The organism is Candidatus Poriferisodalis sp., assembly GCF_965208895.1.
In the GTDB taxonomy this organism is placed as follows: Bacteria; Actinomycetota; Acidimicrobiia; order Acidimicrobiales; family Poriferisodalaceae; genus Poriferisodalis.
This window is the reverse complement of sequence record NZ_OZ242363.1, coordinates 1,376,350-1,401,332: the sequence shown is the minus strand read 5'-3', so window position 1 is coordinate 1,401,332 and position 24,983 is coordinate 1,376,350. Positions and strand designations below refer to the sequence as shown.

Sequence of the window (24,983 nt, the reverse complement as noted above, 5' to 3'; positions counted from 1 at the left end):
TGCTCATGCTATGGCGGCGCCCAGTCGACCAGTAGCCGCGCTGTGCCGCCGGCACGCCAGCGAAGCCCCCGAACGCCAACAGCAGACCGCACCCGAGCCCGCGGCAGACTGACAGTGGCGAACCGCGGCAGTGGGCCTGGGCCGCTCGCCGTAGGGCGCGTGTCGTGATCGTTAGCCTGCGCGCGTGCCGACGGTGACCGTGCGCCTCACTCGCGCGCGGTCGATGCTGCGGGCGTGGCTTGAAGCTGCGGTCGTCGTGGCGAGCTGCGTAGCCGTGGTGGCGTGGCTCGATCCCGGCGGGCTGGTTTCCACGGCCACGCCCACCGGCGGGGATATGGGCGCCCACGTCTGGGGTCCGGCGTTCCTGCGCGACGAGCTGCTGCCGTCGGGCTCGCTGCGCGGCTGGTCGACCGACTGGTACGCGGGCATGCCGGCGGGGCACTTCTACATGGTGGTGCCGTACCTGCTGGTGGTCGTCGCCGACGCGGTGCTCCCCTCCTACAACGTGGCGTTCAAGCTGGTGGCGATCAGCGGGGTCGCCACGATGCCCGCAGCGGCGTGGCTGATGGGCCGACTGGCGGGCTGGCCACGCCTGCTGCGCTCGCTGCTGCCTGCTGCGCTGCTGCTGTTCGTCTTCGACGTGAACTTCACCATCTACGGCGGGAATGCAGCATCGACGCTGGCAGGCGAATTCGCGTTCTCGATCGCGCTGTCGGCGACGCTCGTGTATCTGGGCATGTTCTGGCGCTCGCTGGAGCGGGGGACAGGGCGCGCGCGCGCGAGCTTGCTGCTGGCGTTCGTGGCCCTGTGCCATCCCATCCCGCTGATGTTCGCCGTCACGGCCAGCATCTTGATGGTGGCCGTGCGCGGCCTGCATGCGCTGCCTGAACGCATCGGCCGGCTGCCGGCGATGGGCGCGGCGGTCGCCGCGATCGTGCTGTGGGCGGCTGTGTGGAACGTCTCTGAGGCGCCGTCGGCCCGGCTCGCTGTGCCCGTCGCCGCGGTCGCGGCCCTGCTGGCCACGCAATGGCGCCGGTCTGCTCATGCGCTCGTCATCGGCATCATCGGCGGGGCGCTGTCGGCGTTCTGGACCGTGCCGTTCGTCGTCCGGCGGGCATACCTCAACGACATGGGCTGGGAACGGCTCGCCTCCGTGCGCGAGCACCTGTTCTTCACCGACGAGATCAGCGGCGACGGGGCGCACCACAGCATCACCTGGCTGCTCGTACTGGCAGGTGTCGGCGCCGTGGTCGGCCTTGCGCGCTGGTATCGCCCAGCGCTGACGTGGTCGGCCATCGCCCTCACGATGGCCATGGGTTTTATCCACTGGCCGCAGCACCGGCTGTGGAACGCGCGCATCCTGCCCTTCTGGTACCTGGCGGTGTACGTGCTGGCGGCGATGGGCCTGTGGCTCGTCATCGATGCGCTGACCCGCCGTGATTCGAGTCGCCCTGACACGAGCGGAATCGGGCTCGCTGCGGCGGCGCGCTGGGTGCGCACGCTGGTTCCGGTTGCTGCCCTGGTGGCGGCGGCAGGCTTGTTGGCAGTGCAGCTCGGCGATGCGCCCGGCACCAGGCTCGATGCCGACGGCGCGTATCGCTGGGGTCCGTTCACCGTTTCGCCTGATGATCGCAATTTCGTCGGAGGCTGGGCGCGCTGGAACTTCCGCGGCTATGAGCAACGCCCGGACTATCCCGAGTACCACTCTTTCGTCACCGCGATGAGCGACATCGGCGACACGCCCGGCTACGGCTGCGGGCGCCTGCTGTGGGAATACGACCGAGACATCGTGGGCGCGTACGGCACCCCGATGGCCCCGATGCTGCTGCCGCACTGGACCGACGGCTGCATCTCCTCCTTGGAGGGCCTCTACTTCGAATCGTCGCCGACGGTGCCGTTCCATTTCCTCATGCAGTCGGAGCTGTCGGCAGCGCCGTCGCGTCCGATGCGCGGCCTTCCCTACAACTCCTTGAACTTCGCCCTCGGCGTTCCTCACCTGCAGATGTCCGGCGTTCGCTACTACGCCGCCTTCAGCCCCGAGGCCACTGCGGCGGCGGACGATTCGGCTGACTTGCAGATCATCGCCTCGGCGGGGCCTTGGTCGATCTACCTGGTTGCAGGCAGCGACGTGGTGTCACCGCTGCACTTCGAACCCGCGGTGGCACCCGAAGTGTCACAAGCCGGACGGGCCTGGACCGATCCGGCCGCGATCTGGTGGAACGACCCCGCAGCATGGGATGTGCCGATTGCGGCAGAGGGGCCGCAAGACTGGTCACGGGTGTCGCTGCTGTCGGCCCCGAATCCTCACGCAGCGCCGCCCGCTTCACTGACTCGCTTCAGCGCAGCACCGCTGCGAGCACTGCCACCGGTGCAGATCGGCGACTTCGAGTCGGGACGGGACTGGCTGTCGTTCTCGGTGGACCGGACCGAGGTGCCGGTGCTGGTGAAGGTGTCGTACTTCCCGAACTGGTCGGTGAGCGGCGCCGACGGACCCTACCGGGTGACTCCCAACTGGATGGTGGTGGTTCCCACCGACGAACACGTCAAGCTCACCTATGGCGCCACGGCGGTCGAGTACCTCGCCTGGCTGGCAACGCTGCTCGGCGCGGTCGCGCTCGCGCTGGTCGCGGTGCGGCCCCCGGTTCGGTTTGAACAGCGTCGGAGGCCCCGATTGCTCGGCCCCCGAGCATCGCTGCTCCCGGCGCAGGAGTCGGCGGCAGCCGTCAGCGTGGCGGAGCCCAGCGTCGCGGCAGCGCCCGGCGTCGGTGATGCCGCCGGCCTCGAAGACCCCCTCCCCGCGGTCTCAGTGGTGCTGCCGGCCTTCCAGGCGGAGCACCTCGTCGGCGCCGCAGTGTCGCAGATCAGTGCCGCCCTGGGTCGAAATGAGGCTCCGGACGACCGACTCGAGATCGTGGTCGTCGACGACGGTTCGACCGATGGCACCGCCGAGGCCGCCCGGAGAGCCGGTGCTGATGTCGTGCTGTCGTCGGAAGCCAATCTCGGCAAGGGAGCCGCGGTGCGCACGGGAATGCTCGCGGCGAGCGGCCGCTTGCGTCTGTTCACCGACGTGGACCTGGCCTATCCGCCCGGCCAGCTCACCGAGCTCGTCGATGCACTCGACCGCGGGGCGGATGTAGCGCTCGGGAACCGGCGCCATGCGCAAGCGCGCACCATCAGCCCTGCGGCGCCCGCTCGCGCGATCGCGAGCCGGATGTTCAACGTATTCACCCGCCTCGTGCTGCTCCGCCGCTACCGCGACACGCAGTGTGGCTTCAAGGGTTTCACCGCTGAGGCTGCGCAGGAGATCTTCAGCCGTGCCGTCATCGACGGCTTCACCTTCGACGTGGAGGTGCTCTACCTTGTCGAGCACCTCGACCTGACATCGGTCGAGGTTCCCGTCGCCGTCGACCATTCAGCGGACACCACCGTCCGGCTGGTCGCCCAGTCGCTCAAGGTCGTGACCGATATCTGGCGTATCCGTCACCGCGCCGCAGCAGGTGCCTACGACACACCCCTAGGGCCAGCAGAGGCCCCTTAGGCCTGGGCGTCTTGAACCTCAGCCGCCGGACTGCTGGGCGGGCTCTTCGGGTGCGGCCTTCGCTCGTTGCTCGCGACCACGGCCATGAGCGGAGCGGGCCGTGACGAGCCCGGCGTCCGCTCCTTCGGCGCCGCACGGTGCCGAGAGCGAGATCGCGGAACCGTCACGCCGCTGGGGCGCTGCTGAGAGAACAGGCCCGCTTCATCTAACAGCACCCGGTCCTCGTATTCGTCGAACCACAGTGCTTCGGGGTTCCGGCCGACGATGGTGACTTTGCCCCGGTCTGGGGCATGGGCCGGATTGCGCAGGACCTTGAAGATCACCACGCCGTCCTCGGCACCCCGCAGGCCGGCGATCGGCCCATCGGTCACGGCGGAGACTTCCGTCTTGCCCTTGTAGTGCACGATGGTCAGACGGGCGTGCGACTCCACGCCCGACAGCCCGCGTTGCGAGTCGTTGAGAAGCTGCCATGCGGTCTCGATGGGCACGTTGAACGCCTTGTAGGCGACGATGTTCCTTCCGCAGAAGAAGTAGTGGTTCTCGACACCGACGCTCTTGAGCGTGCGCTGGAGGATCCGCAAAGCGTCGGCGTCGTCGTTCACGCCTGCGATGATCGGAGTCTGGTTCTCGACGCTGATCCAGCCGCGTTCAACCAGCGAGTCGACCGCTTGCCGGGTGTTCTGACGCCACTGAAGGAATCCCTTGTCATCGGCAATGTACTGACCGTCGGAATCTTTCAGCAGGAATTCGTCTGGATGGTTGAAGTGGATCATGAACCGCAGCGAAACATCCGGATAGATCTCGTGAAAGCGATCGATCATCGCAAAGAAGGCTTCGTCGAAGCGGTCCGGGTAGAAGGCCAGCTCCTTGGTGCCCACGCGGACGGCTTCGGCGCCCGCCTCCGCCAAGGCCGTGAACCATGCTGCCAGCTTGGAGTTCGGCAGCACCATAGGGTCGCCGCCAGACAAGAGAACCTCACGCAGCTTCGGCCTGCCGGTCTCGGGATGAGTTCCCCCGTTTGCCGCAACGGCGTCATTGTGCGACCGGATGTACTCGGTGATCTCGCCGACTTGCGCAAGGCCCTTCTTCTTGACTGTGCCGTCGGAGCGTTCAATCTCTTTGCGCCCAATCAGTTCCTCGCGATAACAGAATCTGCAATGAGCTGAGCAAGTAGAAATAACGTAGAGCAGCGCCATTTCATACTTGTGTAGCAGTCCTTCGATTGGGCTGTAGTCAAGCTGGTTCGCCGGGTCCGGGTCGCCTTCGAGATCGGTCGTTTCGTCTGGTGAAGCCTTTACCAGTTTTTGTATCGCTGAACTTGACGTAGCCATTTCGAAATAGTGGCGGGTCAGCTTGACGGGCATCCTTGCTTCAACATCGCGTTCGGTTCCGCGTAATTTGCCTAAGTCGTTGAGTTCTTCCTTGCTATAGAAGTTGCGGAATTCCTCAGGCGCGGACCCACTCATGAAGGGTTCGAGACCATTGACGATCTGACGGTCGTACCTAGGGTTCTCGACCTCGTCAAGTACCAATTGTTCTCGTTCTGTTGGCTGATATTTCCTCATGATCATCGCCTCGCTCGCTCGCTTCAGGCAGGTTCGCATCCCACTCTCTGAAGCCACCCTAGGGAAACGTGGGTGCAAATTGCAAGGGCGTTGCCTGAAGACGCCGCGCACCGCTGCGCGGTCACTTAGGCTCTGCAAGCGTTATGGCGGGACGTATTGACGCAGTGCCGACCGAGATTTTGGACGGCATCTTTGGGGCATATGACATACGTGGCATTTGTCCTGACGAGCTCAGCCCGTCAGTGGCGCGTGGCGTCGGTTACGCCTTCGCGGAGTGGTCCGCTATGTCGCAGCTCGTGCTCGGGAGGGACATGCGCTCGAGCGGCGTCGCGCTGGCCACGGCGTTCGCCGACGGCGCGCGGGCCGCAGGGGTTGACGTCATCGACATCGGGCTGGCATCAACCGACTTGCTGTATTTCGCGTCGGGCCACCTGAACCTGCCGGGGGCGATGCTGACGGCCTCGCACAACCCGGCGTCCTACAACGGCATCAAGCTGTGCAGGCCGGGCGCCGCACCGGTGGGTGCCGGCAGCGGGCTCGATGAGATCGCCCGACGGGCGGCACAGGGCGCGCCGGCATCTCAGGGCGGCGGCGGGCACAGCACCCTCGATCTGCTGGACACGTTTGCAGCCCACGTCCGTTCGTTCGTCGACGTCGCCGCGCTCGAGCCCTTGCGTGTCGTGGCAGACACGGCGAACGGCATGGGAGGCCTCGTGGTGCCGGCGGTCTTCGAGCCGCTTCCATTCGAGTGGGAGCTGATGTACGGCGAGCTCGACGGCACGTTCCCCAACCATCCGGCCGACCCGATCCAGCCCGAGAACCTGGTTGATCTGAGCGAGCGCGTGCGCGGAACCGGTGCCGACGTGGGGCTTGCGTTCGACGGCGATGCAGACCGGGTGTTCCTAGTCGACGAGCACGGCCGGGCTGTCAGCGGATCGCTGCTCACAGCCCTGGTGGCCCAAGCCATGCTGCGCCGCTGTGGACCGGGTCCGATTCTGCACAACCTGATCTGCTCACGTGCAGTGCCGGAGGCGATCACCGAAGCGGGCGGCCAGCCGATCCGCACGCGCGTGGGGCACAGCTTCATCAAGGCAGAGATGGCGCGAACTGGCGCCGTCTTCGGCGGCGAGCACAGCGGTCACTACTACTTCGCCGATAACTACCGGGCAGACTCGGGCCTGATCGCCGGGCTGATCGCGCTGGAGCAGCTGAGTGCCGCGGCGGTGCCGCTGTCGGAGCTGCTGGCACCTCTTGATCGTTATGCATCCTCGGGCGAGATCAACATGCGCGTTGCAGATGTGGACGAGGTGATGCGCCGGGTGGCAGCACACTTTGCGAGTCACCCCCACGACCGCCTCGACGGTCTGACAGTCGACGGCGGCGAGTGGTGGTTCAACCTGCGACCGTCTAATACCGAGCCCCTGCTGCGACTGAATCTCGAAGCGCCGGACGCTGCGGCAGTAGCGGCGCGAGCGAGCGAGATCATGACGTTGCTGGCATGATCGCCGCATGGATCAGCGGACGTCGCCGCACAACGGGTTCGCACCGCGCCCGGGAGGCACACGTGGGGCTTGACCCGGTCTTGGCTGAAGTCTTGGCGTGTCCCGAGGACAAGGGGCCGCTCTACTTCGTGCTCGAGCAGAGCCTGTTGTACAACCCGCGTCTCGGGCGGGCCTATGCGGTCACTGATGGCATTCCGGCACTGCTGATGGACGAGGCGATCGATGCCGACCCCACCCTTGCTGCAGCGCTCAACGAGCGGATTGCAAGCGGCGAACTCCGACCTACATTTCAACGGTGACCGGCATCGACTCGATGGGAATGGCAGCGGCTGTGCAATCGCTGCCCTCCCAGCTCGAAGCTGCGCTCGCGGCGGCCGAGAACGTGGCGAGCCCTGATCACTCCACATCGGTCGGCAATGTGCCGATATCTGCGGTGATCGTGATGGGCATGGGCGGTTCGGGAGTCGCGGGCGACATCGTCTCGGCGTTAGCGGCTCCGCTGATGCGCGTCCCGGTTACCGTCGCCAAGGGCTACGAGTGTCCGGCGTTCGTCGGACCATCCGCCCTGGCCATCGCGGTCTCGTTCAGCGGCAACACCGAGGAGACGCTCGAAGCGGCTGTTGCGGCGCATGACGCCGGCGCCTCGGTCGTTGCGGTGACCTCAGGCGGGCGCCTGGCCGAGCTGGCCCGTGAGTGGGGCGCGCCGCTCTACGAGGTGGACGGTGCCATTCCAATGCCGCGAGCGGCCGTCGGCGCCATTTCGGTCGCACCGCTGGTGGCGCTGGAGCGTGCTGGTCTGCTGTCGAGCGTTGGGGAATGGGTCAGCGCGACGGTGGCGCAGCTGCGCGCACGTCAATCCGACCCCGCAGCCGGCCCGGTAAATCTCGACAGGCTCGTTAATGCGATCGGCAACGGTGAGATGCTGCCGGTCTTCTACGGCGGTGGCGGGCTCGGGGCGGTGGCGGCTGGCCGTGCCAAGGCCCAGATCAACGAGAACGTCAAGATCCCTTCCTACGCCAGCGCGATGCCCGAGCTCTGCCACAACGAGCTCGCAGGATGGGATCTGGCAGGCCCGCCGGACGACGGCTCGCCACTGGCGGTGATCGCGCTGCGGCACGGCTTCGAACACCCCCAGACCCGGCGACGCTACGACTTTGCCCGTCGCGTCCTGGAAGGAGCCCGCACAGCGGTGCCGTACTGCGAGTTGCACGCGAACGGCGACGGCGAGATGGCGCAGCTGTTCGACCTCATTTTCCAGGTCGACGTCCTTAGCCTTCGCATTGCCGCAGCAGCCCAGCGCGACCCTGGGCCCATCGGCGTGCTCACCGACCTCAAGGAATACCTTGCTCAACAATGATTTTGAGATAGCCGATCTCAGCTTGGCGCCGGCAGGACGGCTTCAGATCGAGCTAGCCGAGACGGAGATGCCCGGGCTCATGGCGCTGCGTGCGCAGCACGCCGATTCCCGGCCCTTAGCCGGCGCGCGGATCACCGGCTCACTGCACATGACGGTGCAGACCGCCGTGCTGATCGAGACGCTGACAGATCTGGGCGCGCAGGTGCGCTGGGCGTCGTGCAACATCTTCTCCACCCAGGACGAGGCGGCGGCAGCAGTCGTGGTGGGGCGCGACGGGACGGTGGACAGCCCACGGGGCGTGCCCGTGTTCGCCTGGAAGGGCGAAACGCTCGCTGAGTACTGGCGCTGCAACTACCGGGCGCTTCGCTGGCCGGAGGGCCCTGGTCCCACGCTGATCGTGGACGACGGCGGGGACGCCACGCTGATGGTGCACCTCGGGGCTCGCTACGAGTCCGAAGGGTGCGTGCCGGCACTGCTTGGCGATGGACCGAACGCGGCGTCGCCCGACGAGGTGGCGGTGCACGAGCTGCTCGATGAGCTCCAGCGCACCGAGCCCGGACTGTGGGCGGAGATCTCGGCGGGCCTTCGGGGCGTCTCTGAGGAAACCACGACCGGCGTGAACCGGCTCTATGAGATGGCAGCGCGCGGGGAGCTGACCTTCCCCGCCTACAGCGTCAACGACTCGGTGACGAAGTCCAAATTCGACAACCTCTACGGCTGCCGACACTCGCTGCTCGACGGCATCAACCGAGCGACCGACGTGATGCTGGGCGGAAAAGTGGCCTTCGTGGCGGGCTACGGCGATGTCGGCAAGGGGTGCGCCCAGGCGCTGCGTGGTCAGGGCTGTCGGGTCATCGTCTCCGAGATCGATCCCATCACGGCTTTGCAGGCCGCCATGGAAGGCTTCGAAGTCGATCGGCTTGAGAACGTGCTCGACATCGCCGACATCTACGTGACCGCCACGGGCAACCGCGACATCGTCTCGGCCGAGCACATGTCAGCCATGAAACACCAGGCAATTGTGGCCAACATCGGTCACTTCGACAATGAGATCGACATGGCGGGCCTGGCTGCGATGTCCGATGTCCAGCGACGTTCGATCAAGCCGCAGGTCGACGAGTTCGTGTTCCCGGGCGGGAACTCGGTGATCGTGCTGGCCGAAGGCCGATTGGTGAATCTTGGCTGTGCTACCGGGCATCCGAGCTTCGTGATGTCGATGAGCTTCACGAACCAAGTGCTCGCCCAGCTCGAATTGCATGCACGCGCGGAAGAGCTTTCCACCGATGTTCATGTGCTTCCGAAGCGCCTGGATGAGGAAGTGGCCCGCTTGCACCTCGACAAGCTCGGGGCCAAGCTCACCCGGCTGACGTCCGGACAGGCCTCTTACCTCGGTCTGGACGTCGACGGTCCGTACAAAGCAGACCGTTACCGCTACTGAGTTGCCGCTACAGCCGAGAGAGCGTCGTCGCGCCCGCGGCGAGGGCGGCAGTGGCCTCTGCTCCCGCGATCCGGCAGGCGAGAGATCAGCACCTCACCGCATCTCTTGGCCGGCGTCGTTGGCGCACTACCCATGTACCGGTTAGGGAACCGGTCGCAACGTCGCAGAGTCCCCTGCCGCCCTCGCCGCTTGGTGTGCTGTTCGTTCACCTCGTCGCCTCTTAATTCTCTTGGAGGGCGATGTCCGCAGCCGTATGGTCCAGCGGGTGCTGTTTGAGGTGCGGTGTCCTGGGTGCGAGGCACTCGGGTGGTGTCCCTGCGCCGGGTGCATCGCAGCGCTCGCCGATCCTGAGCCGGCGTGGATTGCGGGTGCGCAATCGGTCGCGCTGCTGTTCTCCCACGACGATGTCGGGCGCGAGTTCGTTCATGCGCTCAAGTACCGGGGCGAACGGGCCATTGCCCGCTGGCTGGGCGATTCGCTGGCTTTGGCACATCTTGCCGCGCGGGACGCCCCCGCAGCGATCGACCCCGCAGCGATCGACCACGCAGCGATTGACACAGTCACCTGGGCGCCGACGACCGCAGCACATCGCCGCGCGCGCGGCTTCGACCAAGCCGAGACACTGGCCCGCAGCACGGCTCGGGCGTTGGGAGTGCGTCCGGCGAAGCTGCTCCGGCGCGTCGGTTCGGCAGCGCAGTCGGGCGCCAGCCGCGAAGTGCGATTGGCAGGTCCTCGCTTTGAAGGCCGCTCGCGCGCCGGCGGATGCCGGGTCCTGCTCGTGGACGACGTGGTCACCACCGGCGCCACGCTGCGAGCGGCAACGGCTGCGCTGGTGGGTGCGGGGGCACAGGCCGTCCATGTGGCAGCGTGTGCTCGACGGGGTCGTGACCGCGTCCCCGCTGCTGCCTAACATGGCACTCCCTTCAGTTCGAGCAGGGCGACAACCGCCGTGCGCCTGCTCAGAAAGCCGAGGCGATGCAAATCACCATCACGGGTCGCAAAGTTCAGGTGCCCGACGATGTTCGGGCTGCGGTAGAGCGGAAGATCGGGGCACTGGATCGATTCGTCGCTGGGCTGGATCGTGCCGAAGTGGTATTCCGGGAGGAGAAGAATCCGCGCATCGCTGAGCGGGAGCAGGTGGAGGTGACGCTGCTCGGCCACGGTCACCATGTGCGCGCCTCGGTCGCTGGTGTCGATCAGCACCAGGCGGTCGATCTCGCAGTGGGCAAGCTCGGCAAGCAGCTGCGCAAGCTCAAGACCCGCGTCGTGCGCCGGCACCGTCCCAATCTGCACCGCGACGAGGCCCATCATCCGCTCGCCCGGCTCGAGAACGACCTCGTCAACGGTGCTGCGGCGCCCGAGGCGGCGCCAGCGCCTGATGATCCCGAGTGGGTGCCCCGCATCGTCCGCCGCAAGACGTTCGACTTGGAGCTGATGGATCCCGCCGAAGCCGTGACCCGTATGCAGCTGCTGGACCACGATTTCTTCCTCTTCGTGAACGCGGAGACCGGCAAGCCCGGTGTGGTGTACCTGCGCTCAGACGGCGACGCGGGCCTCATCGAGATCGACGACTGAGGGCCGGGCCGCGACAGAAAATTCTCGGCTCTGGTGTCGGGGGGCAGCGGTAGCCTGCGCTCGTGGCTCTGTTTCAGCGCGTGCTCCGTGCCGGGGAAGGCAAGAAACTGCGCTTGTTGGAGCAGTTGGCCCCCGAGATCAACGCTGTCGAGCCGGAAGTCGAGCGCCTCTCCGACGAAGGGCTGAGGGCTCGCACGGGCGAGTTTCGAGCTGAACTCGACCGCGGCGCCGATCTCAACGACATCTTGGTGGATGCCTTCGCGGTCACCCGCGAGGCGGCGCGACGGGTCATCGGCCAGCGCCACTACGACGTGCAGCTCATCGGCGGCGCGGCGCTGCACTTCGGCTGGGTGGCCGAGATGCGCACCGGTGAGGGCAAGACGCTCGTGTCGACTTTGCCGGTGTATCTCAATGCGCTTGCCGGTAAGGGCGTCCACGTCGTCACCGTCAACGACTACTTGGCCGCCCGCGACGCCGAGTGGATGGGGCGCATCCACCGCTTCCTGGGTCTCGATGTGGGGCTCGTGGTGCCCGGCCCCTACGACGCTGCGCACAAGCGTCGCCAGTACGGCGCAGACATCACCTACGGCACCAACAACGAGTTCGGATTCGACTACCTGCGCGACAACATGGCTCCGTCACGGGACGCTCAGGTCCAGCGGGGGCACAACTACTGCATCGTGGACGAGGTCGACTCGATCCTCATCGACGAAGCCCGCACACCGCTCATCATCAGCGGCCGGGTTGCCGACGCCGCCAAGCTGTACCAGCAGTTCGCACGCATCGCCTCGACGATGACCCGCGACGTCGACTACGAAGTCGAGGAAGACAAGCGCAACGTGGCCGTGCTCGAGCCGGGCATCTCCAAGGTCGAGCGGGCGCTCAACATCGACAACCTCTACGACGAGGTCTCGGCCAATCTCGTTCACCAGATGAACGCGGCGCTGCGGGCCAAGGAGCTCTACCGCCGCGACAAGGATTACGTCGTCTCGCACGGCGAGGTCAAGATCGTCGACGAGTTCACCGGCCGCATCCTCGAAGGGCGCCGCTGGAGCGAGGGACTGCACCAGGCGGTCGAAGCCAAGGAGGGGGTGCCGATCAAGGAAGAGAACCAGACTCTCGCCACCATCACCCTGCAGAACTACTTCCGCCTCTACGACAAGCTCGCCGGCATGACCGGCACCGCCACCACCGAGGCCGCGGAGTTCAATGGCACCTACGGGCTTGACGTGGTGCCGGTGCCGACCCACCTGCCCGTCGCACGGGACGACCAGGGCGATCTCATCTACAAGACCGAGGCGGCCAAGCTCGAAGCCGTCGTCGACGACATTTCCGAGCGCATCGGCTCCGGGCAGCCGACGCTGGTCGGCACGGTCAGCGTCGAGAATTCCGAGAAGCTGTCAGCCGCGCTGGAGCGCCGGGGAATCGACCACAACGTGCTCAACGCCAAAGAGCACACGCGCGAGGCCGAGATCATCGCGCAAGCCGGCCGGTTGGGCTCGGTCACCGTGGCCACCAACATGGCCGGCCGCGGCGTCGACATCCTGCTCGGCGGCAACCCCGAGGGGATGGCGCGCCGAGACCTGCTGCGCGAGAAGATCGATCCCGACGATCCAGCCAACGCAGCAGATCTGGCGGCGCGCGCCGAGCGCTACGAGCCCGAGTGCAAGGTCGAGGGAGACGCCGTGCGCAAGCTGGGCGGCCTCTACGTGCTGGGCACCGAGCGCCACGAGTCGCGACGCATCGACAACCAGCTTCGTGGACGTGCCGGTCGCCAGGGCGATCCCGGGGCGAGCCGCTTCTACCTCTCGCTGGAAGACGACCTGATGCGCCTGTTCGCGACAGGCGCCGTGAATTGGGTGATGGACCGCACGCTGCCCGATGACGTGCCGCTCGAGGCGAAGATGGTCACCAAGGCCATCGAGCGGGCTCAGAACACTGTCGAGCAGAAGAACGCCGAAGTTCGCAAGAACGTTCTCAAGTACGACGAGGTGATGAACGAGCAGCGCAAGGTCATCTATACGCGGCGCGAGCAGATCCTCGGCGGCGACGACCTGCGCACCGAATCGCTGGGCTATCTGCGAGATGCCGCCGAGGCAGCGGTGCTGGATCACTGTGCGAGCGAGGTCCCCGCCGAATGGGACATCGACGGGCTGCTGGCCACCATCGGCACCTATTGGCCCACCGAGCTCACGGCCGCTGAGCTCTCAGGCGACGGGCTGTCGGGAAAGGGCCAGCGCGACTGGAGCGTGGACGACGCGGTCGAGCTGGTGTGCGCCGACGGTGAGCACCACTACGAGGCGCGTGAGGCCGAGATCGGGCCCGAGGCGATGCGCGAGGTGGAGCGCCAGGTGATGCTGCGTCTCATCGACCAGCGCTGGCGGGAGCATCTCGCCGACATGGATCATCTGCGCGAGGGCATCCACCTGCGCGGCATCGGCCAGAAGGACCCCGTGGCGGAATGGCAGCGCGAGGGCTTCGACATGTTCGGTGCAATGCTCGAACGTGTCTACCGCGACTTCGTGACCTACGTGATGCACGTGCAGATTGCGCCATCGCCAGTTGACGGTGCAGCAGCTTCCGGCGCTGCGTCGCCGACGGCCGGACCTTCGGCTTCGACACCAGCAGGCGGCACAAGCCGGACAACCGACGTGCAGTACACGGCGCCAGACCTCACTCCTTCGACGGTTGGCGCCGGCAACGGGGCATCCGAGGCCGGTCCCGCACCGTCGGCGCCACGGGGCCCCAGCGGTCCGTCGCAGTCACGCCGGATTGCCGCTGGGTCGGCTGGCACCGTGGTCAAGACGGCCCAGGAAAAGCTGGGTCGCAACGATCCCTGCCATTGCGGATCGGGCCGCAAGTTCAAGCACTGCCACGGCCGCTGAGAGGCTGAGCCGTCACGATGAGCCGAACCTTGAGCGACCTTGCCGACGCGTTGGCCGACCTCGATCGGCGCGTGGCCGAGGCACATCAATACCTGGGGATCGACGAGGCGCGCACCACCGCAGACGGACTGGAGGCTGAAGCCTCCGAGCCGTCGCTGTGGGACGACCCCGACCGCGCCCGTGCGGTCACGACTCGGCTGTCGCGTGTGCGCGACGACATCGAGCGATGGGAACGGGCGCGCGCAGACGTCGAAGACGCTGCGGCGCTGGCCGAGCTGGCAACCGAGGAGGGCGACGCCGACCTGCTTCCCGAGATCGACGAGGTCGTCGAAGCGGTCGAGCGCCGGCTTGCTGACATCGAGCTGATGGCACTGTTCAGCGGCGAGCACGATGACAACGACGCGGTGTGCGAGATCAACTCGGGTGCTGGGGGCACCGACGCGTGCGACTGGGCCGAGATGCTGCTGCGCATGTACCAGCGCTGGGCCGAGCGCAACGACTTCAGCGTCGAGCTGACCGAGGCAACCGACGGGGGGGAGGCCGGCATCAGCTCCGCGACCTTTCTCGTGAGGGGGCGACACGCCTTCGGATTCCTCGCAGCCGAACGGGGTGTTCACCGATTGGTGCGCATCTCGCCATTCGATGCGCAGTCCCGCCGGCACACGGCGTTTGCCTCCCTGAAGGTCGTCCCGTTCTTCGACGAGGTCTCCGACGAGGTGCCGATCGACGAGAGCGAATTGCGCATCGACACGTACCGCTCCTCTGGGGCGGGCGGTCAGCACGTGAACGTCACCGATTCCGCCGTGCGCATCACGCACCTGCCGACGGGCATCGTCGTGGCGTGCCAGAACGAGCGCAGCCAGCACCAGAACAAGGATCGGGCCATGCAGATGCTGGCAGCGAAACTCGCCGATCTGCAGAGGACCGAACGCGAGGCCGAGGTAGCCGCGCTGGCAGGCGAGCAGCGCGATGTGGCGTGGGGCAGCCAGATCCGTTCCTACGTGCTGCACCCGTACCAGCAGGTCAAGGACCTGAGAACCGGATTGGAAATCGGCAACGTGGATGCCGTGCTTGACGGTGAGCTGAACGGTTTGATGGAGGCGTGCCTGCGCTGGCAGCGCTCTCAGCAGGGAACGGACGGACCTGTCTGAGTTCTAGGGGTGCCTGAGTTTCGGCGGATTGCTGGCGTACCGTTGGATTCAGCTTGTTCTCACACGGCCCTGCTGAAATTCGACTCGCCGGCATCCAGTGCAGCGATGCCGGTGGGCACAAACCGGCTGCACTACCTGAAGGCGCGCATGATCCGCTTCGACAACGTCACGAAGATCTACAAGGGCGAGACGCGGGCGGTCAACGCCGTGACGCTCAACATCGAGAAGGGCGAGTTCGTCTTCCTCGTCGGGCCGTCCGGCTCGGGCAAGTCCACGATGCTGCGCCTGATGACGTGTGAGGAGAAGGTCACCGACGGCAACATTCACGTGGCAGGCAAAGACTTGTCCAAGCTGAACAGCTGGCGCGTGCCCTATCTGCGACGAAACATCGGCTCGGTCTTCCAGGACTTCAAGCTGCTGCCGAACAAGACCGTCTACCAGAACGTGGCCTTCGCCCTCGAAGTCATCGGTCGCCCCGAGAATGTCATCCGCACGCAAGTTCCCGCCATCTTGGAGCTGGTCGGCCTCGAGGACAAGCACCGGCGCTTTCCCGATGAGCTCTCGGGCGGCGAGCAGCAGCGGGTCAGCGTTGCCCGGGCGTTCGTGAACCGGCCGCTCATCTTGCTGGCCGACGAGCCCACCGGAAACCTCGACCCTGACACCTCAGAGGAACTCACGTCGCTGCTGGACCGGATCAATCGCACCGGCACCACCGTGGTCATGGCCACGCACGATCAAACGATTGTGAACCGCATGCGGCGCCGCGTGGTGGCGCTGCGGCACGGCGCACTTGTGCGTGATGAGCAGCGTGGCGCCTACGGCGGCGAGACCGGGCCTGCCGAGGCTGCCGCGACCGGGCCTGCCGATGGGGACAATCCGTGAGCCGGATCCGCTACTTCGCGCGGGAGACCTGGACCAACATCCGGCGCAATCTCACGCTGACGTTCGCCGCGATTCTCACCGTGGCTGTCGGCGTGATGCTGGTCGGCATGGGGCTGATGGCGGGCTATGCCAGCGGCAACGCGCTTGACCGCTGGGAGGGCGGCGTCCAATTCGAGGTGTTCCTGAACCCCCAGATCGATCCCAGCCAGATCGATGCGCTCGGCATCGAGCTGCAGAATCATCCCGAGATCGACCGCATCGAGTTCTTCAGCTCTGAAGAGGCCTACGCGCTGGTGTCCCAGCAGATGGCCGACCAGCCCGAGCTGCTCGCGCAGGTGTCGCCTGAGGCGTTGCCCGCGTCTTACCGCGTCGTGCCCCGCTCGGTCGAGTCGGAGCTGATCGAGTCGCTGGCTGCACAATTCCGCCAGCGGCCAGGCGTGATGTCGGTCCAGACCGGTCGGGAAGAAGTGGACGCCATCCGGACGTGGTTCACCTCGTTCCAAGGCATCGTGCTGCTGCTGTCGATCGTGCTGTCGGGGGCCAGCGTCATGCTCATCTTCAACTCGATCCGGGTGGCGATGTTCGCCCGGCGGCGCGAGATCGAGGTCATGAAGCTGGTCGGTGCCACGAACAGCTTCATCCGATTCCCGTTCATGCTCGAGGGCATGCTGCACGGACTCATCGGAGGCATCATCGGCGCGATTGCTGCGGGCGCGCTGCGAGGCCACGTCGAGGGGTTGTTCTCGCGTTCGGAGATCTTGGCGTTCTTCCGGTCGTTCGTGGTCACGTCCAGTCAGTTCACGACCGTGGTGTTCGTCACCGTGATCGCCGGCGTCGTCGTCGGGATTCTCGGCTCAGCGTTCGCAGCAAGTCGCTTCCTCGACGTGTAGAGCGGCACGGCATCGAAGTCCGTTCGACGCACGCAACGGTGGGGCGTGTAGAAAAGCCGCCGACACCGCCGTCCGCCTCGAAGGGCGGTAGCTAGGTGAGGAGACGAAGTGCCGGAGTTCGAGACGATCCTGTACGAGGTTGACGATCGCGTCGCGACCGTCACGCTCAACCGGCCGGAACGACTGAACGCGTTCAACAGCCAGATGCTGCGTGACGTCATGGACGCCATCGACCTGGTCGATGCCGACGACAATGTGCGCGCCGTGATATTCACCGGCGAGGGTCGCGGGTACTGCGCTGGGGCGGACCTCAGCGGCGGTTCAAACACCTTCGACTTCGAGAGACAGACCGACGAGCAGAAGGCCGCGCGGGCGTCGGAACGCAGCTCCAGCGGCGACATGGAATGGATGCGCGACGGCGGGGGATTGCTGACGCTACGCCTCTATGAGTGCAACAAGCCGCTGATCGCTGCGATCAATGGGCCTGCGGTCGGCGTGGGCGTCACGATGACGCTGCCGATGGACATCCGGCTGGCGTCGACGAAGGCCCGCATCGGCTTTGTGTTCGCCCGGCGCGGCGTGGTGCCCGAGGCCTGCTCGTCGTATTTCTTGCCACGCGTGGTCGGGCTGTCGAAAGCGCTGGAGTGGTGCTTCAGCGGCCGCGTCTTCGATGCAGACGAAGCCCTCGAAGGCGGCCTCGTGCGCAGCCTGCACGAGCCTGACGATCTGCTGCCCGCGGCCCGGGCGATTGCGGCCGAGATCGCCGAGAACACCTCAGCGGTCTCCGTGTCGGTGATCCGCCACATGCTGTGGCGAATGCAGGCCGCCGAACATCCGATGGAGGCGCACAAGATCGACTCCCGGGGGATCTATCACCTCGGACGCGGCGCCGACGCGCATGAAGGCGTGGCCTCGTTCCTCGAGAAGCGACCGCCTGATTTCACGCTGCGCCCGACCCAGGATCTGCCCGACTACTTCCCCTGGTGGGACGAGCCCGAATTCAGTTAGCGGAGGCTGAGCCGCAGGCGAAGCCGTGGCCCGAGCGGCCCGTGAGCGCAGTGAACAAGAGCGGGCAACAACTGGAGACGGGTGCAGATTGTTCAATTCCACGCGTCGCCGCCCGGAGGGGGATCGTCGCCCCAGCCGGTGAGCGCGATGCCCGCGACGCAGGCGCCGACTGCGAGCCCGAAGGCGGGACCGAAGCTGTCGAACCAGTCGGCTGTTGCGCCGCCGAGCTGCGGCCCTGCCGCCAAGCCGAGGCCGAACACGATTGTGGCAACCCCGTAGGCGGAGCCGAATTCGTCGCCCGAGAGGTTGTCGCTGACCCGGGCTGCGATCGAGGCGATGATGCCGGTGAACGCCGTGCCGAAGATGAACGCCGACCCCCACGCCAGTGCCTGCCCGCCCACGGCGAGCAGGGGATACGCCGTCATGAACACGACGGCGACCAACGACACCGCGAACCCGATGGTGACGGTGCGCCGCCTGCCGAGACGGTCGGCTGAGCGCCCGAAGATCGGACCGCCGGCGATGCTGCCGATGCCGATCGACGAGAAGGCAATTGCAGCGTCCCGAGCTTCGAAGAGATCCGCGTAGCTCTCGAGGTGGTCCACGATGAACGTGAGCACCGTCGTGACCACGAAGGCGTGCAGCGTGTAGGCGGTGATCAGCCGCCCGGCCTGTGGGACTTTGGCGAGTGCCGCGCGGGCGCCGCCGAATCCCGTGCGACCCGGTGTGCGTGACCATCTGCGCACAGCGACGGCGAGGGCGACCAAGACCGCTGCGCCGATGATGAACTCAATCCGGTACACGTTGCGCACGTGGCTGAGATCCGCTGCGGCGAGCGCGGCCTCCCCGGGTTCAGCGCTGTCGGGACGGTTCAGAAATCCGTCGATGGCGGCTGCCGCGACCATGCCGCTGCCGACGCCGCCCGTCATCCAGCCGGCCGCAGCGCCTCGGCGCTCGGGCCCCAGCAGCTCGGCGGCGAGCCCGGGGGTTCCTACCCACACGCCGGCCGCACAGAAGCCCGTCAGCGCCAGCGCGAAGGCCGCGACACCCACGTTCGGGCTCCATGCCAGCAGGGCCAGGCCGGCCACATTCCCGGCGACGCCGATGCGCACAGCGCCGCTCAGGCCGGTGCGGCCCACGGTCAGCGCTACGACCAGCGAGCCCAGGACATACAGCAGCAGATTCAGCGAGCCGAGTGCGCCGGCGACCGTGTTGGACAAGCTGAACCCGTCTCGCAGGTCGGCGAAGAGCAGCGAGTAGGTAAAGCGGCCGAATGACTGCGACACTCCCGCTGCCGCTGCCAGCGTCAGCAGGGTGCCGATCCGCCGTGCGCGACTGAACGCGTCGGTATGGGCCGCAGAGGTCACGACGATCTCGTTCGCTGGCTCATGGCGCTCGACTTCGAGTCTCGCTTGCGGGGATGCGAGCGACTTAGTCGTGCGGCCAGGTGACGGCGGGAACCGGGGGGCGCTGGTGGTGGATCGTCTCGGTGGTAATCACCCGGCGGGGCGAGCGCTGCATGTCCGCGAACTTCGCGACGTCGGCGCGGATGACTTCTCGGTCGTGGTCGTCGCCGAAGAACCGTTCTCGCATGTCCTCCAGCGAGGCGAACGAGACCATGGCGAAGCCGTCGAAGGGCGGCCCGTTGAGCGTGGCGACGACGCTGAGCTGGGTGTAGTCCCACATGCCTGGGTGGTGCCTCAGTGCAAGCGGGGCGTGGGTGTCGCGCCAGTGGCTGTCGCCCTGCGCGTGGGTCAAGTCGGGGTGATGGACCATCGGGAAGATCGCGGTCACGCCCGGTGACGCCTCGCCGGGGTCGGCCCCCAGGGGGCGCTCGCGGATGATGCGTGAGAACGCCAGGTAGGTGCCGACGGTTGCGGCGCGGGTGAGCGCGTCGGCGGAGTCGGTCATGGCGCGCACCAGCGTGCGAAACGGCAGTTCGCGGCCGTCGTCGGGGTCGGCCGCATAGCACACGCCGCCCACGCTGGCTGCTACCTCGGCGGCGGCCTCCGGATCGTTCCCCGTGACGACGAGCTCGTGCATGCCTGAAACCTAGTGCTGGCCTTGGGGCACCGCTGAGACCTGTCACCGGCTTCGAGGGGTGCCCTGCGGGTTGGGTGGACCGATCTGGGGGGCAGGATGGGGGCGTGCTCGAGATGGATGAGACCCCGTTCGCCGAATTGGTGGAGCAGGCGCTCGAAGAGATTCCCGATGCGCTGCGCTCGTTGATGGACAACGTCGCCATCTTCGTGGAGGACAGGGGCGACGAACCGGACCTGCTCGGCGTCTACGAGGGAATCCCGCTGACCGAGCGCCACGACTACGGCGGGCTGGTGATGCCCGACAGCATCATCATCTACCGGCTGCCGATCCTGGAAATGTGCGAGACGCCCGACGATGTCGTCGAAGAAGTGCTGGTGACGGTCGTGCACGAGATAGCGCACCATTTCGGCATCGACGACGATCGTCTGCACGAGCTGGGGTGGGACTGACGCCGACGGCCTCGCGTTGTCAGATCCGGCCGAGGCCGAGGTCGAGCCGGCCGCGTGCCACGTTGGTGGCGAGTACCTCGGTGGGTCCTTCCGCGAGCCGCAGCGCCCGCACTCGTCGCAGGATGCCGGCGAGCGGATGTCCCTCGACCAACGCCGTTCCGCCGACGAGTTGAATCGCGTCGTCGCAGATCCGGCTGAGCGTCTCGGTCGCCAGAGACTTGGCGGCCATCACCTCGTTGACAGCGTTTTCGCCGGCGTCGAGCAGGCGTGCTGTGCGGTAGAGCGCGCTTCGAGCTGCATAGGCAGCGATCCGCATGTCGCCGAGCGCCACCCGCTCGAGGTCGGTCCCAACCTGTGTCAGGCCGTCGGCATCGGCCCGGAGGTTTGCTCGCTCGACGAGCGACTGCTCCACAAGATCGATGGCGAAGCGACACTGGCCGATGCAGTCGGCTGCGATGGCCATCCGGGTGGCGCTGATCTGGCTGAGCGCTCTTCGCAGACCGCGCCCTGCCTCGCCGATGAGGTGGGTGGCCGGTACTCGAACGTCGGCGAACGTGAAGACGGCGTGGTGGCTGCCGTCGAGCGTGCCGAATCGCCTCTCGAGCGTCACGCCTGGTCGGCTGGCCTCGATGAGCACCATCGCTGGGCCGATCCCGTCGACCTCGACCAGCGTGTTGATGAAGTCGGCATCGGCACCGCCGGTCACATACGACTTCTGGCCATTGATCACCAGCTCGTCGCCGTCGAACCGTGCCCAAGTGTGACGTGGCGCGTCCCCGGGTTCGGTGAATCCGAAGCCGCTGCGCATCTCTCCGGCCAGGTACGGCAGCAAGAACTGCGAACGCAACGGTTCCTCGACGTTGGCGAGTACTCCCGGTGAGGGACCGAAGATTCCCGGCAGGTGGCCGACATTGCGGCTGCCGAGCGTGTCGCGCACGATGGCCAGCGCCTGCGAGCCGGCTCCGCTGCCGCCGAACGCCTTCGGCTGCGTCATGCCGAACACGCCTGCCGCTTTGGATGCCTGCCGGACAGCTGGTTCACGGTCCTCCGGCAACACCCGAGCAAGGAGTGCCACAAGTTCTTGGGCAAGGCGCTCAGCCGTGCTCAGCACCTCCGCGTGCTCCGAGTCGAGAAAGTCGGGCATGGCCGGGGACTCTAAGCGGTATGGGTGCGGACCCAGTCGGTGATGAGATCAGCGGCCTCGGCCCTCGCGCCGGAGGGTTCAGCTAGGTAGTGGTCGCCGGCGATGGTGTGCGCCGGCACATCGGGCGATCCGGGTCGGCTGCGTAACGCGTCAACGATCTTGGCGGTGTCGGAGGAGAAGATGCCCGCGTCGGCATCGGCGTCGATGACCATCGCGGGGAGGTCGATGTGCCGCGCCTGCTCGGTGCTGCACGGCGAGTCGCTGAGGCTCCACATTGACAGCCAGGTCCGCAAAGAGCTCACCGTTCCGACGCCGAAGATCCCGTAGTTCGCCCGTCGTGGATCGCCGAGATAGCAACCGGGGACCTCTCGCCGGCTCGGGTCGATCGAGCTGTCGAGCATGCGCAGGTCCGCCCACAGCCGAGGCACCACGAACAGGCGCTCGCGGTGTCCCGTCGCCGCCAGCCGATCCAGCTCGTCCTTGCACCAGGCAGTGATGCGCTCGTTGCGCGCACGTTGAGCGCTCCGATACGCGGCAATGAACTCGTCATCGAACGGGGGCTGCCGATCCGCGGCGAAGGGGTCGAGTTCGGGGTCGACGCTGAGCGGATCGTTCTCGTCGGTGACCGACGGGTCCATCCAATTCGTCAGCACCTCGGCGCGCCCGGTATGCGCCACGATCGAGACGTAGAGGTCGCCGCCTGCCAGATCATCGATCGCCGGGCTCAGACTTCGCCGGCTGTATTCGGGCACCAGGTTGGGTGCTGTGGCCTGTGCCTGGTAGGTGGCCATGAGCGAGCCCCCGCCGCTGTTGCCCAGCAGCACAACGCAGTCGACGCCCTGGCTGCGCAGCCATCGGACCCCGACATCGATGTCCGCAAGCGCCAAGTCGGCCAAGAAGTACGGCTCGGCACCCCGAAAGCGGGTATTCCAGCCGAGGAAGCCCATGCCGCGCTCGGCGATGTAGGAGGCGAGGTAGTGCTCGCTGAAGTCGATGTTGTAGTGGGTGGCGATCAGTGCGGTGCGGGGCTGATGGCCCTCGGGCCGGTGGTACACGCCCTGACAGGGGTGCCCGCCGACGCCGGATCGCGGGGCGCTCGCGCTCGGCAGCGCGACGAATTCTCGGGTGATGCTCATCTGTCGTCAGGCTCGGCGGTCAGGCCGAGGCGTCGGTGGGCACTGGTGCGCGCATAACTGCCAGAGCCCCGTCGGGGTCGGGCTCGAAGCCGCTTGTGTCAGCGCAGAGCTCGACCATGATGCCGTTCGGGTCGACGAAATAGAGCGAGTGACACCAGCCGTGGTCGATCTCCATGAGCGGCTTCACCCCGGCCTCGGTCACGCGGGCGCGGACGGTGTCCTGCTGTTCGGGCGTGGCCCGCACCGCGACGTGGTTGACCCACACCGGCAGACCCACCGAGGCGCTGAGGTCCGTGTTGAAGTCGGGCTGCTCGCCCATGTTCGCGATCTGGAAGAACGCAATGCACTCGCCGTCGCCGATGTCGTAGAAGACGTGCTTGATCCAGCCCGTCGGGCCGCCGTCGGGGGAGCGGCGCTCGTCCTGCTCGGCGTGGACCAGCGGGAAACCCATCAACTCCTCATAGAAGCGGTGCGTCGCCTCCAAGTCCTTGGTTGCGTATGCGACGTGGTGAAGTCCCATGGCTCCCCTGGTGTCCCTTGCCGTTGTTCGTTTGGCGGTTGCCAGTCTCGCTGTTTGCGGGCTGTCTGTGTGCAGGCCTGCCTGATCGGCGACTGCGGCCACCTCAGGCTGTCACATCCCGACTGACAGCTGTGGCCGCTGCGGAGGAGGCAGGGCCTCTGCGCTCGTGCACTCAGCGGAGCGGGAACGTCGCGACGTCGGCGTACTCGCCCCACGGTGTTGACTCCACCAAGCTGATCTGGGATACGTCGAACGTGTCGTTTAGCTGCGGCCAGTCCGCCGACGGCTGCCGCCTGCGGAATCGGGCCACCGTCATGTGGCCGACGAAGGGATGGTCGGGGAGCGGATCGCCGATGAAGCGCGTGGCTTCCCCGACGGAAGCCGCCAGTTCGTCGACTCCTTCGGCGGGCAGCATGAGCACGCCTCGACCGAGTCGCTGCGGGGTTGGGCCCAGCGTCACGCGAGCGTTGGGGAACGAGCTGGACGTCAGCGCGCCGAGGACCTCGTCCTGATCGCATTCGCCGAGGAAGCGCAGTGTGATGTGCAGCCGGTGCGCTTTCGTCCAGCTGACGCCTGGTGCGGCTTGTCGTGGCAGTTGCGCCAAATCCTCCACGACAGAATCGGGTGGCCACACGGCGACGAACAGACGCGGCACGGCGTGAAACTAATGGCCAGTTGCGGCATCGAAGTCCATGCCGAGGCGGATTACGCTCGCCACCGTGGCCCGATTCCTGCAGCGTTCGACGGTGCTCTTCGCCTGCGGTCTCGCCGGTGCAGCTCTTGTGGCCAGTTGCAGCAGTGACAGCGACGAGACGCCGCAGACGCTGGTCCAGGATTCGGCGACAACCACCGCCGCGATCACGCCGACGACGGATGTCACGACCAGCGATGATGCGGCTCGTAGCTCGCAAGACGATCGTGACGACGACAGCCGCGACGATGCAGTCGACAACCGTGAGCTGGGCGATGTCGATGGAGACGATCGTCACCCCGACGATGACGATGCCGACGGTGGTCATGAAGGCCGCGACGGCGATGGTGGCGACGGCCGTGAATCCCGCGATGACGGTGACGACGGCGACGAGAGCGACGAGAGCGACGGCGAGTCGGGTGGCAAGGACGAAAGCCGGGACGACGACAGCGACGACGATGCCGACGACGGCCACGAATCGGGCGATGACGACAGCGACGACGGCAACGGCGACGACGACGGCGAATCAGGCGATGACGACAGCGACGACGGCAACGAATCGGGCGATGACGACAGCGACGACGACGGCGAATCGGGCGATGACGGCAACGGCGACGACGACGGCGAATCAGGCGATGACGACAGCGACGACGACGACGGCGAGAGTGGCCAAGTAGAGGAAGCCGACCAAGAGAAAGACGAGTCCGACGACGACGAGGCTAGCGACGAAGCCAGCAAGGAAGAAGAAAGCACCGCCACGCAAGCCGAGCCGACCGAAGATCGCCCTCGAGTGCTGGCGCTGGCCGTCCCCCAACTGAACGGAGCGACCCTCGATGTCGGCGCATTGGCCGGCAGGGATGTGCTGCTGTGGTTCTGGGCGCCGTGGTGACCGACGTGCCAGAGGGAAGCGCCTGCGGTCGCAGCGCTGAAGACACAGCACGGAGACAACCTGGTGCTCATCGGCATCCCCGGGCGTGACTCCCAGTCCGCAATGAACGGTTTCGTGAGCACCTACGGGGTCGGCAACATGCCGCACCTGCCCGATGAGCAGGGCGATCTGTGGACGAGGTACGGCGTGAGCTACCAGCCTCGCTGGCTGCTGATCCGCACCGATGGCACCGAGCAAGCCGGCGGCGGCGAAATCCCCGCTTCAGTCGTGACCGACGCCCTCACTCCCGGCTGATGCCCCCTGGCTATCAACTTGGTACG

22 protein-coding genes are annotated in these 24,983 nt (G+C 66.6%); 15 read left to right on the top strand and 7 right to left on the bottom strand.

Annotated features, from left to right (window positions below; genetic code table 11):
- Positions 1-184 precede the first annotated feature (184 nt).
- The gene (locus tag ACOGJB_RS06305) at positions 185-3,538 is read left to right on the top strand and encodes a glycosyltransferase (RefSeq protein WP_419839961.1); all 3,354 of its coding nucleotides are present in this window, start codon (positions 185-187) and stop codon (positions 3,536-3,538) included.
- Here the strand turns inward: ACOGJB_RS06305 and ACOGJB_RS06300 are convergent.
- Positions 3,535-5,109 (bottom strand): KamA family radical SAM protein, encoded by a 1,575-nt coding sequence (locus ACOGJB_RS06300; RefSeq protein WP_419839960.1) that lies wholly within the window; start codon positions 5,107-5,109, stop codon positions 3,535-3,537. The genes ACOGJB_RS06305 and ACOGJB_RS06300 overlap by 4 nt on opposite strands.
- Positions 5,110-5,246: 137 nt before the next feature.
- Between ACOGJB_RS06300 and manB the strand changes: the two genes are divergently transcribed.
- The 11 genes from manB to ACOGJB_RS06245 all read left to right on the top strand — a co-directional run bounded on the left by manB (position 5,247) and on the right by ACOGJB_RS06245 (position 17,791).
- On the top strand, positions 5,247-6,605 hold the full coding sequence (gene manB / locus ACOGJB_RS06295) for a phosphomannomutase/phosphoglucomutase (RefSeq protein ID WP_419839959.1): 1,359 nt from the start codon (positions 5,247-5,249) through the stop codon (positions 6,603-6,605).
- Positions 6,606-6,667: 62 nt separating this feature from the next.
- The gene (locus ACOGJB_RS06290; RefSeq protein WP_419839958.1) at positions 6,668-6,904 is read left to right on the top strand and encodes a Trm112 family protein; all 237 of its coding nucleotides are present in this window, start codon (positions 6,668-6,670) and stop codon (positions 6,902-6,904) included.
- The gene (locus tag ACOGJB_RS06285; RefSeq protein WP_419839957.1) at positions 6,901-7,962 is read left to right on the top strand and encodes an SIS domain-containing protein; all 1,062 of its coding nucleotides are present in this window, start codon (positions 6,901-6,903) and stop codon (positions 7,960-7,962) included. The genes ACOGJB_RS06290 and ACOGJB_RS06285 overlap by 4 nt, the downstream gene beginning before the upstream one ends.
- Positions 7,949-9,400, top strand: a complete 1,452-nt coding sequence (gene ahcY / locus ACOGJB_RS06280; protein ID WP_419839956.1) for an adenosylhomocysteinase — start codon at positions 7,949-7,951, stop codon at positions 9,398-9,400. The genes ACOGJB_RS06285 and ahcY overlap by 14 nt, the downstream gene beginning before the upstream one ends.
- A gap of 265 nt (positions 9,401-9,665) precedes the next feature.
- On the top strand, positions 9,666-10,310 hold the full coding sequence (locus ACOGJB_RS06275) for a ComF family protein (RefSeq protein WP_419839955.1): 645 nt from the start codon (positions 9,666-9,668) through the stop codon (positions 10,308-10,310).
- 65 nt (positions 10,311-10,375) lie between these two features.
- Positions 10,376-10,975 carry a ribosome hibernation-promoting factor, HPF/YfiA family gene (gene hpf, locus ACOGJB_RS06270; protein WP_419839954.1) on the top strand — a complete coding sequence of 200 codons (600 nt, stop codon included), beginning with the start codon at positions 10,376-10,378 and terminating at the stop codon, positions 10,973-10,975.
- A 62-nt stretch (positions 10,976-11,037) separates the two neighbouring features.
- On the top strand, positions 11,038-13,860 hold the full coding sequence (gene secA / locus ACOGJB_RS06265) for a preprotein translocase subunit SecA (RefSeq protein WP_419839953.1): 2,823 nt from the start codon (positions 11,038-11,040) through the stop codon (positions 13,858-13,860).
- 29 nt (positions 13,861-13,889) lie between these two features.
- Entirely contained in the window at positions 13,890-15,011 is a 1,122-nt protein-coding gene (gene prfB, locus ACOGJB_RS06260) for a peptide chain release factor 2 (protein ID WP_419840692.1), read from the top strand.
- Between the two features lie 147 nt (positions 15,012-15,158).
- Positions 15,159-15,893, top strand: coding sequence for a cell division ATP-binding protein FtsE (ftsE, locus tag ACOGJB_RS06255; protein ID WP_419840691.1), 735 nt, complete (start codon positions 15,159-15,161; stop codon positions 15,891-15,893).
- Positions 15,890-16,783, top strand: a complete 894-nt coding sequence (locus ACOGJB_RS06250) for a cell division protein FtsX (RefSeq protein ID WP_419839952.1) — start codon at positions 15,890-15,892, stop codon at positions 16,781-16,783. Before ftsE ends, ACOGJB_RS06250 begins: the two co-directional genes overlap by 4 nt.
- A 108-nt stretch (positions 16,784-16,891) precedes the next feature.
- The gene (locus tag ACOGJB_RS06245) at positions 16,892-17,791 is read left to right on the top strand and encodes a crotonase/enoyl-CoA hydratase family protein (protein ID WP_419839951.1); all 900 of its coding nucleotides are present in this window, start codon (positions 16,892-16,894) and stop codon (positions 17,789-17,791) included.
- Between the two features lie 92 nt (positions 17,792-17,883).
- Here the strand turns inward: ACOGJB_RS06245 and ACOGJB_RS06240 are convergent, their stop codons facing one another.
- Both ACOGJB_RS06240 and ACOGJB_RS06235 read right to left on the bottom strand, forming a co-directional pair.
- On the bottom strand, positions 17,884-19,158 hold the full coding sequence (locus tag ACOGJB_RS06240; RefSeq protein ID WP_419839950.1) for an MFS transporter: 1,275 nt from the start codon (positions 19,156-19,158) through the stop codon (positions 17,884-17,886).
- Positions 19,159-19,222: 64 nt separating this feature from the next.
- A complete protein-coding gene (locus ACOGJB_RS06235) occupies positions 19,223-19,834 on the bottom strand; it encodes an EthD domain-containing protein (RefSeq protein WP_419839949.1) in 612 nt (203 codons plus the stop codon).
- A 104-nt stretch (positions 19,835-19,938) separates the two neighbouring features.
- Between ACOGJB_RS06235 and ACOGJB_RS06230 the strand changes: the two genes are divergently transcribed.
- The gene (locus tag ACOGJB_RS06230; protein ID WP_419839948.1) at positions 19,939-20,283 is read left to right on the top strand and encodes a metallopeptidase family protein; all 345 of its coding nucleotides are present in this window, start codon (positions 19,939-19,941) and stop codon (positions 20,281-20,283) included.
- A gap of 19 nt (positions 20,284-20,302) precedes the next feature.
- Here the strand turns inward: ACOGJB_RS06230 and ACOGJB_RS06225 are convergent, their stop codons facing one another.
- From ACOGJB_RS06225 to ACOGJB_RS06210, 4 genes are all read right to left on the bottom strand, one after another.
- On the bottom strand, positions 20,303-21,427 hold the full coding sequence (locus ACOGJB_RS06225) for an acyl-CoA dehydrogenase family protein (RefSeq protein WP_419839947.1): 1,125 nt from the start codon (positions 21,425-21,427) through the stop codon (positions 20,303-20,305).
- A gap of 11 nt (positions 21,428-21,438) precedes the next feature.
- Positions 21,439-22,563, bottom strand: coding sequence for an alpha/beta hydrolase family protein (locus tag ACOGJB_RS06220; RefSeq protein ID WP_419839946.1), 1,125 nt, complete (start codon positions 22,561-22,563; stop codon positions 21,439-21,441).
- Positions 22,564-22,582: 19 nt separating this feature from the next.
- On the bottom strand, positions 22,583-23,083 hold the full coding sequence (locus ACOGJB_RS06215) for a VOC family protein (protein ID WP_419839945.1): 501 nt from the start codon (positions 23,081-23,083) through the stop codon (positions 22,583-22,585).
- 172 nt (positions 23,084-23,255) lie between these two features.
- Positions 23,256-23,738, bottom strand: coding sequence for a 2'-5' RNA ligase family protein (locus ACOGJB_RS06210; protein WP_419839944.1), 483 nt, complete (start codon positions 23,736-23,738; stop codon positions 23,256-23,258).
- A 37-nt stretch (positions 23,739-23,775) separates the two neighbouring features.
- Between ACOGJB_RS06210 and ACOGJB_RS06205 the strand changes: the two genes are divergently transcribed.
- Positions 23,776-24,663, top strand: coding sequence for a hypothetical protein (locus tag ACOGJB_RS06205; protein ID WP_419839943.1), 888 nt, complete (start codon positions 23,776-23,778; stop codon positions 24,661-24,663).
- Between the two features lie 63 nt (positions 24,664-24,726).
- On the top strand, positions 24,727-24,957 hold the full coding sequence (locus ACOGJB_RS06200) for a TlpA family protein disulfide reductase (protein ID WP_419839942.1): 231 nt from the start codon (positions 24,727-24,729) through the stop codon (positions 24,955-24,957).
- The last annotated feature ends 26 nt before the right edge of the window (positions 24,958-24,983 follow it).